Raw genomic sequence first — 13,807 nt, forward strand, 5'->3', positions numbered from 1 at the left:
ACCTGGCTGCCGTCGGTGGTGAAAGGTCGCTGGTATTACCTGTATCTGGTGGAAGATATCTTCAGCCGGAAAATCGTGGGTGATGAAGTCCATGAGGAAGAAAGCGGTGAGTGGGCAGCGGCATTGATGGAGCGCACGGTGCTGGGTGAGCACTGTTACCGGCAACCGCTAGTGTTGCATGCGGACAATGGCGCGGCGATGAAGTCCCAGACGCTGAAAGCCAAGTTGGAAGAGTTAAAAATCACGCCATCGCACAGCCGACCGCGGGTAAGTAATGATAATGCTTATGTGGAGTCGCTGTTCCGGACGGTGAAATACGTGCCCCATTGGCCCTCGGCCGGGTTCAAAACGTTAGAGGATGCGCGTGAATGGGTGGGTATTTTTACGCGTTGGTATAACGAGGAGCACTATCACAGTGGTATACGCTACGTGACGCCGGCGCAGCGGCACCGAGGCGATGACTTGGACGGGATGAGGTATACCGGGCGGCGCAGGCAGCGCACCCGGAACGCTGGTCAGGAGAGACAAGAAACTGGCAGCCGATAAGTACCGTGACACTCAATCCTGAGCGGGAAAAACAGGCAGCCTAAATTAGCAGGGGGTGACAACAACCTTGACACTGACCGGATTATCTGAATGATACACTACCTGCTGGTTACCGTTTTCGCGTGTTTAAGGTATTTTAGGGTTACAATCATGAAGCCCTGGTGGCATTCCCTGAGCGGACGTTGGTACAAAAGTCGGTGCTTTCATTGCTGCAGGTCATCGCGGTGAATGAACAGGAAAAGTCAGGAGTTCGCGTCATACTGCTCAACTCCTTAGCGAGTGCCGAGTCTGGCAAAAAAGCATTTGAGCATAAAGAGGAAGATTAATTCACTCGCTGGCTGTATTTTAACCACATAACTTCATTAAGCGGTAAGACTAATTTCAGGGGGAACTACAGCTCAACGTAAAATTTTTTTTCAGGACGAACATTATTTGGTAGATATGGTATTGAGAAAGCCATAAACCAGGTGCGTAATGGATACTGTTGAAGAACTGGGCGGAACCTATTTTTACAAAGGAATGCATAATCTCACTGCTGGAGAGCTTTTTTTCTTCGTGTTTCTAGATAATGCCCAAAAACAGCTTGGCGTGGAGGATATAGCTACGTTAGCCCTGATCATTTTAGGCCAGCCAACCCAGACCACACGGGCGAAACCGGCCGGAACAACGAAGGGCACGTCGATCTTGAGTACCAACCTGCGCGTTTGGTTAAAGATCAGAGTACACCGCTGGCCGACGCTTACAACTGAGAGCATTATACAACTGAGATTCAGTTACGTTAATAATTTGGGTGCTTTCGCTGGACGCTGGATACCTATACTTGGGATAGGTTTTATAATGAATGACGTGGCTCAAATCGCATGGAAAACAACCCATAACTATAACCTGATTGTAAATAAAGGTGACAAGCTATGGTAAAAGACACGATAGAAAGCGCTGTGTTGGAATGGTATGATAAAAACTATAATTTCAAGCCCCTTTTCTCAAAGGAAAAGCCTGGGCTAACGCTTGAAACCAGCCTCTCCACCGGTAAATATCCGTGGGCCAGAGAGACAGGCGACGAAATCATGAATGATTATTTCGAGCGATTTAAGGTCGATGACAGCGATTTTGATTTCCTAGCATATTGGCCTTATGAAAAAGGCTTCCTGCCCAACTTTTTAAGACCTGGATCTCACAAAATCCCCGATGTTGAACCAAAGCCCCTGACGCTTCATATGCTCATTGAATCAGCAAAAGCTGGACGATGGCTTTTCACCTAATCAATGTAAAAATTCCCCAAGTCTATCTACGAGGTGATAGGGCGGTTAGGTTCCGTTAACCGGATTAGCTAAATCAACATTATTCATAAAATCACAGGACGGTGAATGGACAGGAACACTCAGGGGTTCGCATCATACTGGCGCAATTCCTTGGCAGATGCCGAGTCTGGCAAAGGGGCATTTGAGCATAAAGAGGCGGACATGTTCACCCGGTGGATGGACATCGCTACTGGACGGTTGGATGAGAGGATCGTTCGCGGCTTCTTTGAAGATGAAGGTGACGCTGAAGTCGTCTGGCTCAGTAAGAACAGTACCCATGATTTCGCTTTGACCAGTCTTGAACATAGTTCCAAGCCTACCTCTTATTTTAGGCGGGTCAAAGTGTATGGATCATCAGGGGGCTAATATAAAGGATCATAGCAATCGTGTTTTGAAAACCCTCGAGGACAACCTCTTCCCCTCTATCGGTAAATGCAATATTGCCGAACTTAAAACCCGCGATTTGCTGGCACCTTCAAAGCGGTAGAGAAGTCTGGACGTCTTGAGGTGGCTTCGCGCCTACAACTGCGCACCACAGCAATCATGCGCTATTGCCGTACAAAGCGGCTTGACCGACTACAATCCCGCGCAGGAAATGGCTGGAGCCGTCGCTACAGCAAAACGGCAGCATCGTCCTGCTTTAGAACTTAGCCGTACTCCTGAACTACTTCATCGTATCGACACCTACACCGGCAGACCGCTCACTCGTTTGGCAATAGAGATGACATTGCTAGTCTTTATCCGTTCTAGTGAGCTGCGTTTCGCCCGTTGGTCAGAGATCGACTTTGAGACATCAATGTGGACGATACCGGCAGATCGTGAACCATTGGAAGGTGTTAAGCATTCTCACCGTGGATCTAAAATGCGAACGCCGCATCTGGTACCTTTATCTCGTCAGGCCCTTGCAGTCCTTGCGAAAATAAAACGCCTAAATGGTAATCGCGATTTAATTTTCGTTGGCGATCACGATCCGCGTAAACCGATGAGTGAAAACACGGTTAACAATGCGCTCAGGGTGATGGGTTATGGCACGAAAGTTGAAGTCTGCGGTCACGGTTTTAGAACCATGGCATGTAGTTCGCTAATTGAATCAGGGATGTGGTCTAAGGATGCAGTAGAGCGGCAGATGAGCCATCAGGAACGTAACTCTGTGCGTGCGTCTTACATTCATAAGGCGGAGCATTTGGATGAACGCAGGTTGATGTTGCAGTGGTGGGCAGATTTTCTGGATGCGAATAGGGAGAAGGGGGTTAGTCCGTTTGATTTTGGGAAAAAAATTTGGGGTCCGAAATAAACAGGATCTATGAGAACTTGAATCATTGACTATAAATAATATCAACCGGGAACCGTGAAATGTTCCCGGGATTCTGTATCGGTCATGAAGCGTTAAATAGCTCTGAATTGCTGGCATAAGGTACTTTGCCGGATGGGACAAGTTTCGCTGCGGCATTTAAATGTATATCTTGATCGTCAAAGAATATGTGAGGTTTAAAGGCCTGAAGTACCTTGGTTTTCTCAACTCCCCCAAGGAAAAAGGCTTCGTCAACATACACACCCCAACTCCTGAGAGTTTTAATTACCCTCATTTCTGAGGGGCTGTTTCTAGCGGTAACTAAAGCAATACGCACAGGAGAATATTCCATTCGAGTAGGTAGACGGTCTTGAAGTTTCGCTAGTTTTTTTAGCAGAGTAGCGTAGGGGCCTTCGGCCATTGGGATATCTTGTTGAGCATCTTCTTGTGCGTGGAAAGCTGCCATACCCTGAGTTTTGTAGACCAGCTCACTTTCATCTGAGAAAAGGACTGCATCACCATCGAAAGCAATGCGAACTTGTCCTTCAGGGATTTCGGAAGAGCCTGAAGGTGGGTCTTTTAATATTGCAGCGGCACAAAATCGAGAGTCGATGACTTTTTGTGCATCATCTACGCTAGTTGTTAAAAACAGATCAACATCGAAGGCGTCAAGATAGTCAGCGACCGTTTCACCGGCTGTGAAGGCAGAGCGGGTGATATCTAGCTTGTCGTGGCGAATTGTATTTAGAACTCGGATACCGGTGTCGGGGCTATTGCGCGACATAACGACGACTTCAACCAGAGATGATTTATCATTCGGTTGACGATACTGGTTCAGACCCAGAAGCGCCTTGATCAAAGGATAACCTGTTCCAGGTTGTAGAGATTGATTCTCGTGTTCCAGCATGTAGGCTCGATACTTTTCAATGGCGCTGTCAGGGTCGGTCACATAGATGTTACGAAATATCTGATCAGATTCGCTCATATCAAAAAGAGCCGTGGCACTAATGCCAATTACAAGCGTATTACTCAAGTCTAGAGGCATTTTTTACTCCTGCTGGATGTGACATAGAATAATTAATTATTTGCCCAATGTTAAATGTTGAGAAGCAGTACTGTATATTTATTGGGTAAGCAAATTAAATATAGTTTGACTAACCGGTTCAAGCCTTTAAAAAGGCTGTGCATGGGCCAAGAAACAGAAATATAATCTCAGAGGCTCCCCTGCTTTAATTAGTGGCTTGCTTCTAATACATAAGCGGAATTTAACATACATTTTACTTGTTAATCACCGGTTAGTGCCCCATTCTTATTACCCACTATCATGATTTAAAAATTATGGAAATTAGCTTATCCGATAGGAGCCATCACTCATTGGCGCACCATCAGTTTCTGCATCTCTCTCAAACATCATTCTAATACTCGTTTCAAGAACATCTCCATTTGCCTCACTTTGTTCCTTTTTCAAGGCCACTTGCAGTTGCGATATGTCACCTGCGCAGTCGCCCATTGGCCAGAGTGCTGCACGCGCTAAATTTCTCTTTCGTGACATGAGTCCTTGAAGCAAACAGTCAAAAGAATGCTCCTGATAACCTGCATGGATCGCCATGGGCATATGGATCTGAACTGGATACTTTTGTCCGATGCGGTGAACTCGGTCATTACATTGCTCTTCAACAGCAGGATTCCACCAGCGAGACAAGTGAATAACGTGAGTGGCGGCAGTTAATGTCAAACCTGTTCCTGCCGCTTTGGGACCGAGAACTAATAAGTCAAAGCCCCCATCCTGTTCAAGATGACGCTGGAATTTACGTACAATAGCCTGACGCTTTTGGATAGGTGTATCGCCATTTATGTGAGCAATTTCCTCAAGGCTAAACTCTTGTCGTGCTAACTCCATAAAGCGGAATTGCATCTTTCGATGCTCAATGAAAACCAGGACACGTTCACCTTTTGATCTAATTTGATGCAGAATTTTAAAGCATGCAGTCAGGCGAGCAGAAGCATCGATAAAACTCTGACTGTTCCCACTCATCTCCATCGCCGGGTGAACCGAAACGCCACGTATATGCTGTAGCATTTTCAATGCGGCGCCAGGACCACCTTGAGAAAGTTTGAGCCGGGCAGTTTCGTAGGCAATTGCCTGCCCTTCAGGCATTAAACGAGGATGCAGAAAACGTGTTTTAGAGGGCAGCTCTTTCGCAACATCTTCTTTTAAACGACGAAACGCTAAAGGCGGTAGCTGATTACGGGGTTCAAAAACCTGCTGATAAAGTTGAAGCATATTCAGTTCATCAGGTTCGCTGTAAAGGCTGTTGAAATTACGTAAGGTATCCAGAGACCCAGGGGCCAGTTGATCCATGACCGCCCATAAGTCACTTGTTGTATTCTCAATAGGTGTGCCTGTAAGGCCAATTTGATAATCAGCATTGATGGCTCGAGCGGCACGTGCGCGAAGCGAATCGGGATTTTTTATTGCCTGGATTTCATCAAAGACAACGGCTGAGAAATGAATTTTCGCAAGGGAATGCTGATAATTGGTGAGCGTTGTATAAGTTGTTAATATCCAGAAACGGTGGCCTTTACCTTCTTCAATAGCTTCGTGAAGCTGCCGAAAATTCAGTAAGGGAGTACCATCTTTCGTCTCGATACCTTTAGCATCGAAATTTTTATACTGACTTAATGATGAACCATATAGTCGGAGCAAATGTCCGAGCCCTTCGCCATCGGTATGCTGTGCTACCTCTGCATTCCAATTTTCCAGCAGGGATGTGGGTGCCACAATTAATATCGGTCCGCGTTCTTTATTGCTGGCAGTATTGACTTGGTTGTTCTCTTTTAACCAGCGAAGAAATGCAATGGTTTGAAGCGTTTTACCCAATCCTTGTTCATCTGCGTTCAAGATGCCAGGCATCCCTGACTTCCAGGAAGTAAGTTGCAGGCTAAAGCTTTCTAGCTGATGCAATCGTAATGCGGTTTTAACGCCTGTAGGCAATTGTTCGTCGATAAATACAGGACGTTTTGTAAGGTCCGGTCTCCAGGATATTTCCTCAAAATTATCTTTGGTATCCAGGATAACCGTAGCAGCAGGTAGGTTATCAACTGTGGGCTTATCTTTTTTTTCTGTTATTTCTGTCGAGCCTTCCATCTCTTTAAGATCAGCCAATCGTTTTTCAAGTGCGCCTAACGTGTCTTCGGCAGCTTTGATTGGATAAGAAGCGACCTCAATTTCCTGTTGCGATGCATCTATAGCAATACGTATTTGCTCGCAGACATTTGCGAGCGCCTGGCTATCCATCGCATCAATAATTTTGGCCAGGGCGTCGGGGATTACCTCTGGTAACCAGGTTGTTTCGCCAGTCATGTGAGCAGAAACAGCACCTTTTTGATAAAGCAAAATACCTTTAACGCGTTCGGAATATTCAACGGTTTCAATAAAAGCGGGACCTGAAGCGGCTTCAATAGCTTCTTCCTCGCCGACCTCATCGAGCCCATCCAGCTTACCTGATTGCCTGAGATATTTTTCAACAGCATCGGTAATTGCAGGTCGTGGGTTTGCTATAAAAGCACGTCGTTCTTCAGGTGCAGACTTTTGTTTCTGTACCATGATGTCAAGAATAGGTCGTGCGCTTCGGTCAATGACCAGATAATTACCTTCACCAACACGATAAGCGGAAAGAGTCCCTTGAGTTCTGACACGCTGCTGGAAACGACGTAAAGTTTGTTCACGTAACTCACCTGCAGCTTCGCTGACAGCTTCTCCGTTATTTTCAAGTTCTTCTATGTTCCTGCCAGAAAAAGGGACTATCTCGAAATCGTCAGCGCCATTTGCGCTGCTGGAAATAGAAAAACGATCAGCAATGCAGACTTCTAAACCCTGCATAAAATCGGTCATCGATACCCTAACGGCATTGATCTCATTTCCCATCTGGATGCCGGGATCGAGAGACTGCCTGAAACGAGCCAGCGATTCCCAGTCGGATGCTTCACCGCCGCCTGGTGTAAATTTTTCCGCGACTTCAATGGCCTCCATCATCCACAATGACAACCGGCGTAACCCCTGAGATGTAGCTAAAATTGCTCCTGTTCGTTGTGGTATTTGGCGAACACCGTTGCGTAGCCATTCATACTGTAAACGAAAAGTATCGCTACCTAATGAACCTTCAATGTCGGTTTTTAATGTCAGATCGACAAGAGGGGGTAAGCACAAATTCTGTGCTGTTTCTGAGTCAAGCAGGCCAGCCAGCCGATGACTCATTTGTATAGAGTCGTGACTTATGTACAAAGGTTCTTCAAATTCTTCCGCCAGGGCTTTCAGATCAGCTATAGCGAAAGCTAAGGCGCGATCGTTATGTGTGAGGCCAGATAATGTTGCGGATTGCTGCCGTTTAAACAGACGGCTGATTAAACTCTGTTTTTCTTCAGCGATATTCAGAGTGATCGTTTCTGCATTATGATTGAAGGTAAATGTCATGACAGATACTCAATTTGTTCACGCACTTTATCCTGCCAGCCGCTCAAATGTGGAATAGCAACTGAGTTCTGTAGCATACGGATTTGTTCGCAATTGTATTTTAATTGGTACAGTTCTGGGCTGTATTTATTAGCACTTCGGAAAATATGAACTTTATAACTGTGTGAACCTTCAATGACGATGCATTTACCAATTTGTAAAATGAGCAATGAGGTTTTATCACGATTACCAAGTGCCGTTTGAATTCCAAAGTTCAGCGTTGAAGAGTCCCTCATAGAACCTTTCATTTCTTTTGCTTTTAAGGAGGCCATGCTGCTAAATGCCACCCACGCTGCAGTGACTTTCCCTTGGTTATAAAGCCCTAACCAAAATTCCCGCCGGGGTTCCCACATATGGCTGTCTTCAACTTTTGAGACCACATCCAGGAAGAACAAAATGTTCTCACGTGTCAGCCAGTTGATGATGAGGTTACGGCATTGTTCATCTACGCTACCCCATACTCCACCGCGACTCAGGCGTGGATCTTGGTACAAAGCTACAAGTATTTCAGTCAGAAAACGTGAGAGTTTTTCGTCGGGTTGCTCATACAGCCAATGTGATAACAACGCATTGATAGCCTCAGAAGCGCCATCCATTAGCGCGTTACTTTTGCCATCGGGTTTCAACCAGGAAAATAGCTTCTCAATAGCTGCTTTTTCATGTAATTCAGGCCTAAGCAATGCTATATACGCCAGATGAGCATGCGACATTAAACCCGGCTCGTGCGGGCGTGTGATGCCAAATTGTTTGAGCTCTTTCCACGGTGAGTCCATCATCACCATTTTTTCGGCCAGCGCTTGATGCGCCTGCTTAGCATCAAAGAATTGAGGCAATTGTTCGATAACATCTTTCCATTTATCGCTCATGTGCTCGCTGGCGATATCAAGACAGTTTTTAATTTTGGTTGTGTGCGCTGAACCAGGTTCGTAGCTGCGGATGTATGCCGAAATCATTGCGGAAATAAAGGATGATGAGTCCGTAACAATAGTTTCCCGCAGTTAAAACTCTTGCAACGCAGTAAAGTCGTCTTGAGTTCTGAATTCTTTATCAAAAACAATCGGTGCGCCGGAGCAGATGAATGACATTTTCACCTCATCCCATTGCCAGCTCTCTACATACCCGAGCAGCTTGCGTAAAACCTTTTCACGATCGCGTTCGGCAATCTCTCTGACTACGTCTGGCCAGCGCTCATGAATGGCTTGAATCTTGACCGATAAACCTTTTGATACTGCTATTGCTGGCTTGAAAAGTGTGACTGGCTTCAGAAAGATATCGCTCAATTTCATGGCATGCTCTTCTTCAACGGTTCAATCAGACGCTGGCGAATGTCTTCAATTTCCGCAGCATTGGCTGGTGTATGCATAATAATACGAAGATCTATGCGGCGATTCATGGCCATATTCTGTTGTGTGTCATTAGGGCGAACAGGGCGCATTTTACCGTACCCCGCAACCGAAAGAACCGGCTGATGCCGCATATTGAAATGTGCGACCAAATCCGGTGCAGCCGCAAGCATGCTGGTAAATGTCGTTATTGCACGGTTAGTCGAAAGATTCAGGTTATAAACATCATCACCTTTCGAGTCAGTATGTCCTTCAATCTGGACTGCCTCAATGATGGCGAATGAAGGATTACAGCTTTTATGCCAACCCGCATTCTGGTTAAAGGTATAGCAGGGCAGGAGTGAGTCGAGGGTTTTTGCCAGCGCTTCGACAATCTTTCGCTTGTCATCGCTTAAGGCAAAACTATTGCTGATAAATAGCCCTTCGCCCTGGAAGCGCAGAGTTCCTTCCTCAGGAATCACATCAACTGGCAACAATGGGAAAGACTGTTTGAGATTATCGCGTAGCTGATAAAGCAGGTTAAGGCGAGCTGTTGCTGCGCGAGACATATACTGTTCCAAAGGATCGACTCGCTTCAATACTGCTATTTCAGAGCGGAGATCTTCAATCGTTTTATCGCGTGATTGAACCGCGCGTTCATATTCGTCGCGGGGAACAGTATTTTTATCGTTATACCGGCTGGCAAAGAATGCGAGCAGCACCATAACAATAAACAGGAAGCTCACCGTCATGTCCGTCATTGAAACAAAGACGGATTCTTCTTCCTCTTCATTTGAACGCTTACGATTGGCGTTCCCTCTCATGACATGCGTCCCTGTTTAGGTGCAAAGTTTTCCGCCTGGTCGACAATACTCTGCATGGTATCCAGTGCTGGCATTAACGCGGACTGCATAGTTTTAACGTGATCGAAAAGTGTTTCTACAGACGTTGCAACTTGCTCCTGATAAGAGTCGAACGCCTTGCCGAGTTTCTCATCAATACTATCCAGTCGTTCACACTGGCCACGTAATGCAGTGATCAGAGACTGAAGGTTCGTCAAAGTGGATTCAACCGCACGCTGCTGTCCACCCAACGTCTCTTGCGCTGCCGACAGAGTCATAGCGGATTGCTCTGCATTCGTTTTCGCTGCGGCGGCAATAGCTGAAAGGCTATTCTCGCTGCTCTCACGCAGTTGACGCGTGCTGACTTCGATACGTTCCATCATCGAGCGGATCGGATCGGCTGCGTCAGTAAGCGATTGAGCCGACGAGCGGAAGCTACCTGACGCATTTTCAGAGGCAATGGCTCCCTCTTTAATACCCTCTGAAGCACGACGTAAAGCGGTACTTGTTTCGTCAAGCATGCCCATGACGTCTTCTAGTTTTTCCGCAATGGTGGAAAGAGGGGAAAGAAGTTGGCTGCTAGCGTTCTGAGTCATCGTTTCTGTCGCTTTGGTAATTTCTCCGGCTGTATTACCAAATGCGCTCAGAATGTGTGTCGCGGCCTGGCCGATGGCATCGCTCGCTTGTGAAGCTGATTCTGACATGCGAGCTTGCGCGGCTTCTGCGCCCTGTTTTGCTGCGGTTTCCAGTTCTGTACGGATCCCTAGAGCGGCGGCCTTCATATCTGCAGCTGCTTCGCCCATCGCTCTTGCGCCATCACCCGTATTGTCTTTAATCCCTTGTAGCGTTGAGTTCATGGTGGCGAGTAGATTTTCGGCACCTTGATTGAATGCAGACGTTGCCGTTTCCGCTGTTTGTGACATTCCTTCCCGCAGCGTTTCAACCGCCAGACCTAAGCGTCCAATAGCGCTTTCCATTTCGTTGCCCATTTTCCCTGAGCTTTGATCCATTCTTTCCGCGAGCAATTTGATTTGATCGCCTGCCAGCGAAATGCGTTCACTGGCTTGCGTTAAGGCCCGGCCAACATCTTCAGAAAAACGCGAGGAGAGGCTTTGTACCATTTCGCCGACACCATCATTACCTAAGCGGCTAACTTGCTCTATGACCGGGGTAATTGCTGAACTGATGGATTCCGATATCGCTCTTGGCAGATCTTCGCGAAGTGGGCGACCAATTTCTGCCACCATCTCAAGTCCCAGCTTGCGGAAATGTTCTCGACTTTCAATTGTCGCCTTTAGCTGACGTATGGATAAATCTTCCAAGCTGATAAATGTCAGGCGTTTTTCAATCAAGCTATTGAGGCTATGAACCGTTTTTTCCAGCTGTGAGGTGCCGCTACGCAAGCCTATGGTAAAAACTATTGAGCAGCACAGGCCCGTCAGCGACATGATGAACTTCGCTGAGGCGATGGTAAGTAAACCTTCTAATGCCCCGCTGCCGCCATCGTCCAGAGAGGTACTCATTGAATTAAGTGCAGAAATCAAGCCGAGAAAGGTCAGAGACAGACCAATAGTCACAAACAAGCCCGGAACGATGCGCCAGAATCCCTGTGTGAAATGCAAGTCATCCAAATTAAAAAACTGACTAGGGCGAACGGCATTGCGCACCACAAGGGTACCGTCCTGATCGTCGACAATATGGGTATCCCGATATTCCTTCCATGCCTCGGCTACATTTTGCTGTTCTTCGGTCACGTTTAAGGCGGCGATACCGGTATCGATGTCGGTAACATGCAGGCTAAATTCATCTTCGGGGGATTTGGCAATAATGGAATGGATAAGGCGAAACGCAGTGAGGCGGCGTTTAACCAGTTTTCGCCAGCGTACAACGGTAATACAAAGTGCGACGACTAAAAAGATAGTCACATAGCCGGGAGCCGCATCATTTTTCAATATTGAAGCAAAATACAAAATGCCATTACGCACCAGAACGCCGGGGGCCAGCAAGATGTCCATTTTTTACACCATAAGTAACAAGGAGGGGAGAATATTCTTTTATGAGATTACTCTAATTGATTTCTTGGATCTTATCTATTCTTCAGCGTTGTGCGGTTGTTAGGGTTATTTGAAAATTTTAGTTATAAAAATCAGAGGATTGGGTTGGTTGTGTAGTGGTCAACAAAACCCTGCGAACAGAAATACTTGATATGTATCTGTTCCGGACGCTATCCGAAGTGCGGTTTTTAATAGAGAGCTGGCGTACAGAATATAACGAGGAGCGTCCACACAGCTCACTCGGCGATATGCCGCCAGTTATTTACGCAAGGCAAAAACTGGTCGGAGATCCTCATTGGCAGTGGTACTAAAAACCGGAGGGACTACAAAACGGCCTCTGATTACCAGAGGCCGTAAGGTTACGGCTAAAAGAAGGTTTCCATTTGAATACCGAAACTCCACTCGCCACCGGCAGTAAAGTCTTTCTGGCCGAGCGTATCGTGCGAGCTGTAATTATCCAGCGATTTATCCCAGTTCATCCAGGTTGCGAAGAAGCGCAATTCAGGACGACTAAAGAAGGGCGAAATATTGTCAGCGCGGAAGGTTGGGGCAAAGGTCAGCTTGTAAAAGTTACCGTGGACTTTCTGGTAATCAAGATAACCATTCGGGTCCAAATCCATATATTGCCAGGAGGCTTCGTAACCTAATACAAAGTTTTCGGTGATATTTTGCATTAAGCGACCATTAAGGGTGAACCAGCGGTAGTCGTCATTTTTTACGTAACGATCGCTACTCTGCTGCGCCAGCACAGAAGGGGCAAAATCCCAGTCTTTGGCGATATTCACGATACCGTAGCTTGCCAGACGCAGCGTTTTCGCATCCGACAGTAATGCAGGGTCTGTACCGATATTTTTAACTTCGGCACCCAGGCCTTGCCCCCAGGAAATAGCACTGCGTGATTCACCTTTAGTCAGGCCATAAAAGCTTTCGGTTTTGTAGCCCAGTAATGTGGTGTAACCCTGGTCTGCCGCATTAAAGACTTTTATTCCGTTCGGGATTTGTCGTTCATCATTATCTTTAGCTTTCATTCCGCTGACATATAACTGCACAGGGCCTACGTAGTTATTTGCCGTCAGGATATAGTTCTGAACGTCATTATTTACGATATCTACGTCACCAAAACTACGGCCAATGAAAGAAAAGTTACTGTGGATGTCGTCACTCCACTTGATGTCGTAAATACCGCCACCCGTACCATTAAGCGCGATCATTTTTGAATCAAGCCAGGGGATTTCAAAGTTGTCACGATCCACACGTTTACCGGCCCATAACGTGGTGTCTTTGAACATGCCGGTAAAACTTGGCAAGGAGGCAATTTCCGCGAACGCCTGGCTGACGTTTAAAGTGCTGGAGTCTGCCGTCCAGTCGTTATAACTTTTTTGCTGATCGGCGATCATCGTCATAAAGCGTGTTGTTGCACCGTTCTCAAGGCGTTGCTTCTTCTCCAGATAAACTTCGACGTAGGTATCTGGTTCATTGCCAAGACGCCCAACCGCACCACCCGTTTGCCCGGCTGGGGTCAAATAAGGGCCACCCTGAGCGTGACGGGCATTTTGCGTTGTCATCATTCCAGAGCGTGCGTAGCCATGCAGTTCGAAATAACCATTGTCATCCGGGGTGACTTTTTCAATATGTTTGGTGCGTTTTTCTAAATCCTGAGTCGTCTTTTGCGCCTGTTGAGCTTGTTGTTCGCTGTGCTGAATTTGAGCCTGTAATTGCTCATTCTTTTGCTCGGCAGTAGTGGCTCGGGATTCTGCTTTTTGCAGTCGTAATTCTAATTGGTTAAGGCGTTCTTCAATGGTTAATCCAGGGGCAGCAATGACATGAGGAATCGATAATATATTTATAAGCCCGCAGCCTATAAATGCAGCAGAAGTCATTTTCATATTGTTCTCGTCAATTGGTTGTCAGATATACAAAGGTAATGAAAAACCTGCG

The 13,807-nt window shown here is 46.6% G+C and carries 10 protein-coding genes and 4 pseudogenes; 7 read left to right on the forward strand and 7 right to left on the reverse strand.

Translation table 11 applies throughout. The annotated features are described in order from the left end of the window. The 6 genes and pseudogenes from EDC52_RS04170 to EDC52_RS04190 form a co-directional block, all read left to right on the forward strand. Positions 1-590 (forward strand): annotated as a pseudogene (locus tag EDC52_RS04170) (transposase); the annotation flags it as partial. A 117-nt stretch (positions 591-707) separates the two neighbouring features. After that, positions 708-872: a hypothetical protein gene (locus EDC52_RS19840; protein WP_165911653.1), complete on the forward strand. Its 165-nt coding sequence runs from the start codon at positions 708-710 to the stop codon at positions 870-872. A 148-nt stretch (positions 873-1,020) separates the two neighbouring features. Then, positions 1,021-1,464: an STM2901 family protein gene (locus EDC52_RS04175; protein ID WP_131864102.1), complete on the forward strand. Its 444-nt coding sequence runs from the start codon at positions 1,021-1,023 to the stop codon at positions 1,462-1,464. Next, positions 1,458-1,808 (forward strand): DUF1493 family protein, encoded by a 351-nt coding sequence (locus tag EDC52_RS04180; protein WP_131864103.1) that lies wholly within the window; start codon positions 1,458-1,460, stop codon positions 1,806-1,808. The genes EDC52_RS04175 and EDC52_RS04180 overlap by 7 nt, the downstream gene beginning before the upstream one ends. A gap of 105 nt (positions 1,809-1,913) precedes the next feature. Continuing rightward, positions 1,914-2,090: pseudogene (locus tag EDC52_RS20025) on the forward strand (hypothetical protein); the annotation flags it as partial. 127 nt (positions 2,091-2,217) lie between these two features. After that, positions 2,218-3,141, forward strand: a pseudogene (locus EDC52_RS04190) (tyrosine-type recombinase/integrase); the annotation flags it as partial. 82 nt (positions 3,142-3,223) lie between these two features. On the opposite strand, the gene EDC52_RS04195 reads toward EDC52_RS04190, so the two are convergent. From EDC52_RS04195 to EDC52_RS04215, 6 genes are all read right to left on the reverse strand, one after another. Continuing rightward, complete coding sequence (locus EDC52_RS04195; protein WP_131864104.1) at positions 3,224-4,183, reverse strand: 5'-nucleotidase; 960 nt, start codon at positions 4,181-4,183, stop codon at positions 3,224-3,226. Between the two features lie 300 nt (positions 4,184-4,483). After that, positions 4,484-7,612 carry a DEAD/DEAH box helicase gene (locus EDC52_RS04200; protein ID WP_131864105.1) on the reverse strand — a complete coding sequence of 1,043 codons (3,129 nt, stop codon included), beginning with the start codon at positions 7,610-7,612 and terminating at the stop codon, positions 4,484-4,486. Further along, positions 7,609-8,649 (reverse strand): EH signature domain-containing protein, encoded by a 1,041-nt coding sequence (locus EDC52_RS04205; protein WP_329955548.1) that lies wholly within the window; start codon positions 8,647-8,649, stop codon positions 7,609-7,611. The genes EDC52_RS04200 and EDC52_RS04205 overlap by 4 nt, the downstream gene beginning before the upstream one ends. Beyond that, positions 8,650-8,937 (reverse strand): hypothetical protein, encoded by a 288-nt coding sequence (locus EDC52_RS20030; protein WP_230467955.1) that lies wholly within the window; start codon positions 8,935-8,937, stop codon positions 8,650-8,652. Beyond that, positions 8,934-9,797 carry an OmpA family protein gene (locus tag EDC52_RS04210; protein WP_131864106.1) on the reverse strand — a complete coding sequence of 288 codons (864 nt, stop codon included), beginning with the start codon at positions 9,795-9,797 and terminating at the stop codon, positions 8,934-8,936. Before EDC52_RS04210 ends, EDC52_RS20030 begins: the two co-directional genes overlap by 4 nt. Beyond that, the gene (locus tag EDC52_RS04215; protein ID WP_131864107.1) at positions 9,794-11,830 is read right to left on the reverse strand and encodes a hypothetical protein; all 2,037 of its coding nucleotides are present in this window, start codon (positions 11,828-11,830) and stop codon (positions 9,794-9,796) included. Before EDC52_RS04215 ends, EDC52_RS04210 begins: the two co-directional genes overlap by 4 nt. Positions 11,831-11,991: 161 nt before the next feature. On the opposite strand from EDC52_RS04215, the pseudogene EDC52_RS04220 reads away from it, so the two are divergent. Continuing rightward, positions 11,992-12,180, forward strand: a pseudogene (locus EDC52_RS04220) (integrase core domain-containing protein); the annotation flags it as partial. Between the two features lie 54 nt (positions 12,181-12,234). Here EDC52_RS04220 and EDC52_RS04225 read toward each other — a convergent pair. After that, positions 12,235-13,755, reverse strand: coding sequence for a carbohydrate porin (locus EDC52_RS04225; RefSeq protein WP_131864108.1), 1,521 nt, complete (start codon positions 13,753-13,755; stop codon positions 12,235-12,237). Between the last annotated feature and the right edge of the window lie 52 nt (positions 13,756-13,807).

This window comes from Biostraticola tofi (assembly GCF_004343195.1).
GTDB classification, from domain to species: Bacteria; Pseudomonadota; Gammaproteobacteria; order Enterobacterales; family Enterobacteriaceae; genus Biostraticola; species Biostraticola tofi.

Excerpts from the sequence above, each read along its gene's own strand:
- EDC52_RS04195 (WP_131864104.1), bottom strand. The coding sequence starts at position 4,183 with ATGCCTCTAGACTTGAGTAATACGCTTGTAATTGGCATTAGTGCCACG.
- EDC52_RS04180 (WP_131864103.1), top strand. The coding sequence starts at position 1,458 with ATGGTAAAAGACACGATAGAAAGCGCTGTGTTGGAATGGTATGATAAA.
- EDC52_RS04210 (WP_131864106.1), bottom strand. The coding sequence starts at position 9,797 with ATGAGAGGGAACGCCAATCGTAAGCGTTCAAATGAAGAGGAAGAAGAA.
- EDC52_RS04200 (WP_131864105.1), bottom strand. The coding sequence starts at position 7,612 with ATGACATTTACCTTCAATCATAATGCAGAAACGATCACTCTGAATATC.
- EDC52_RS04215 (WP_131864107.1), bottom strand. The coding sequence starts at position 11,830 with ATGGACATCTTGCTGGCCCCCGGCGTTCTGGTGCGTAATGGCATTTTG.
- EDC52_RS20030 (WP_230467955.1), bottom strand. The coding sequence starts at position 8,937 with ATGAAATTGAGCGATATCTTTCTGAAGCCAGTCACACTTTTCAAGCCA.
- EDC52_RS04225 (WP_131864108.1), bottom strand. The coding sequence starts at position 13,755 with ATGAAAATGACTTCTGCTGCATTTATAGGCTGCGGGCTTATAAATATA.
- EDC52_RS04175 (WP_131864102.1), top strand. The coding sequence starts at position 1,021 with ATGGATACTGTTGAAGAACTGGGCGGAACCTATTTTTACAAAGGAATG.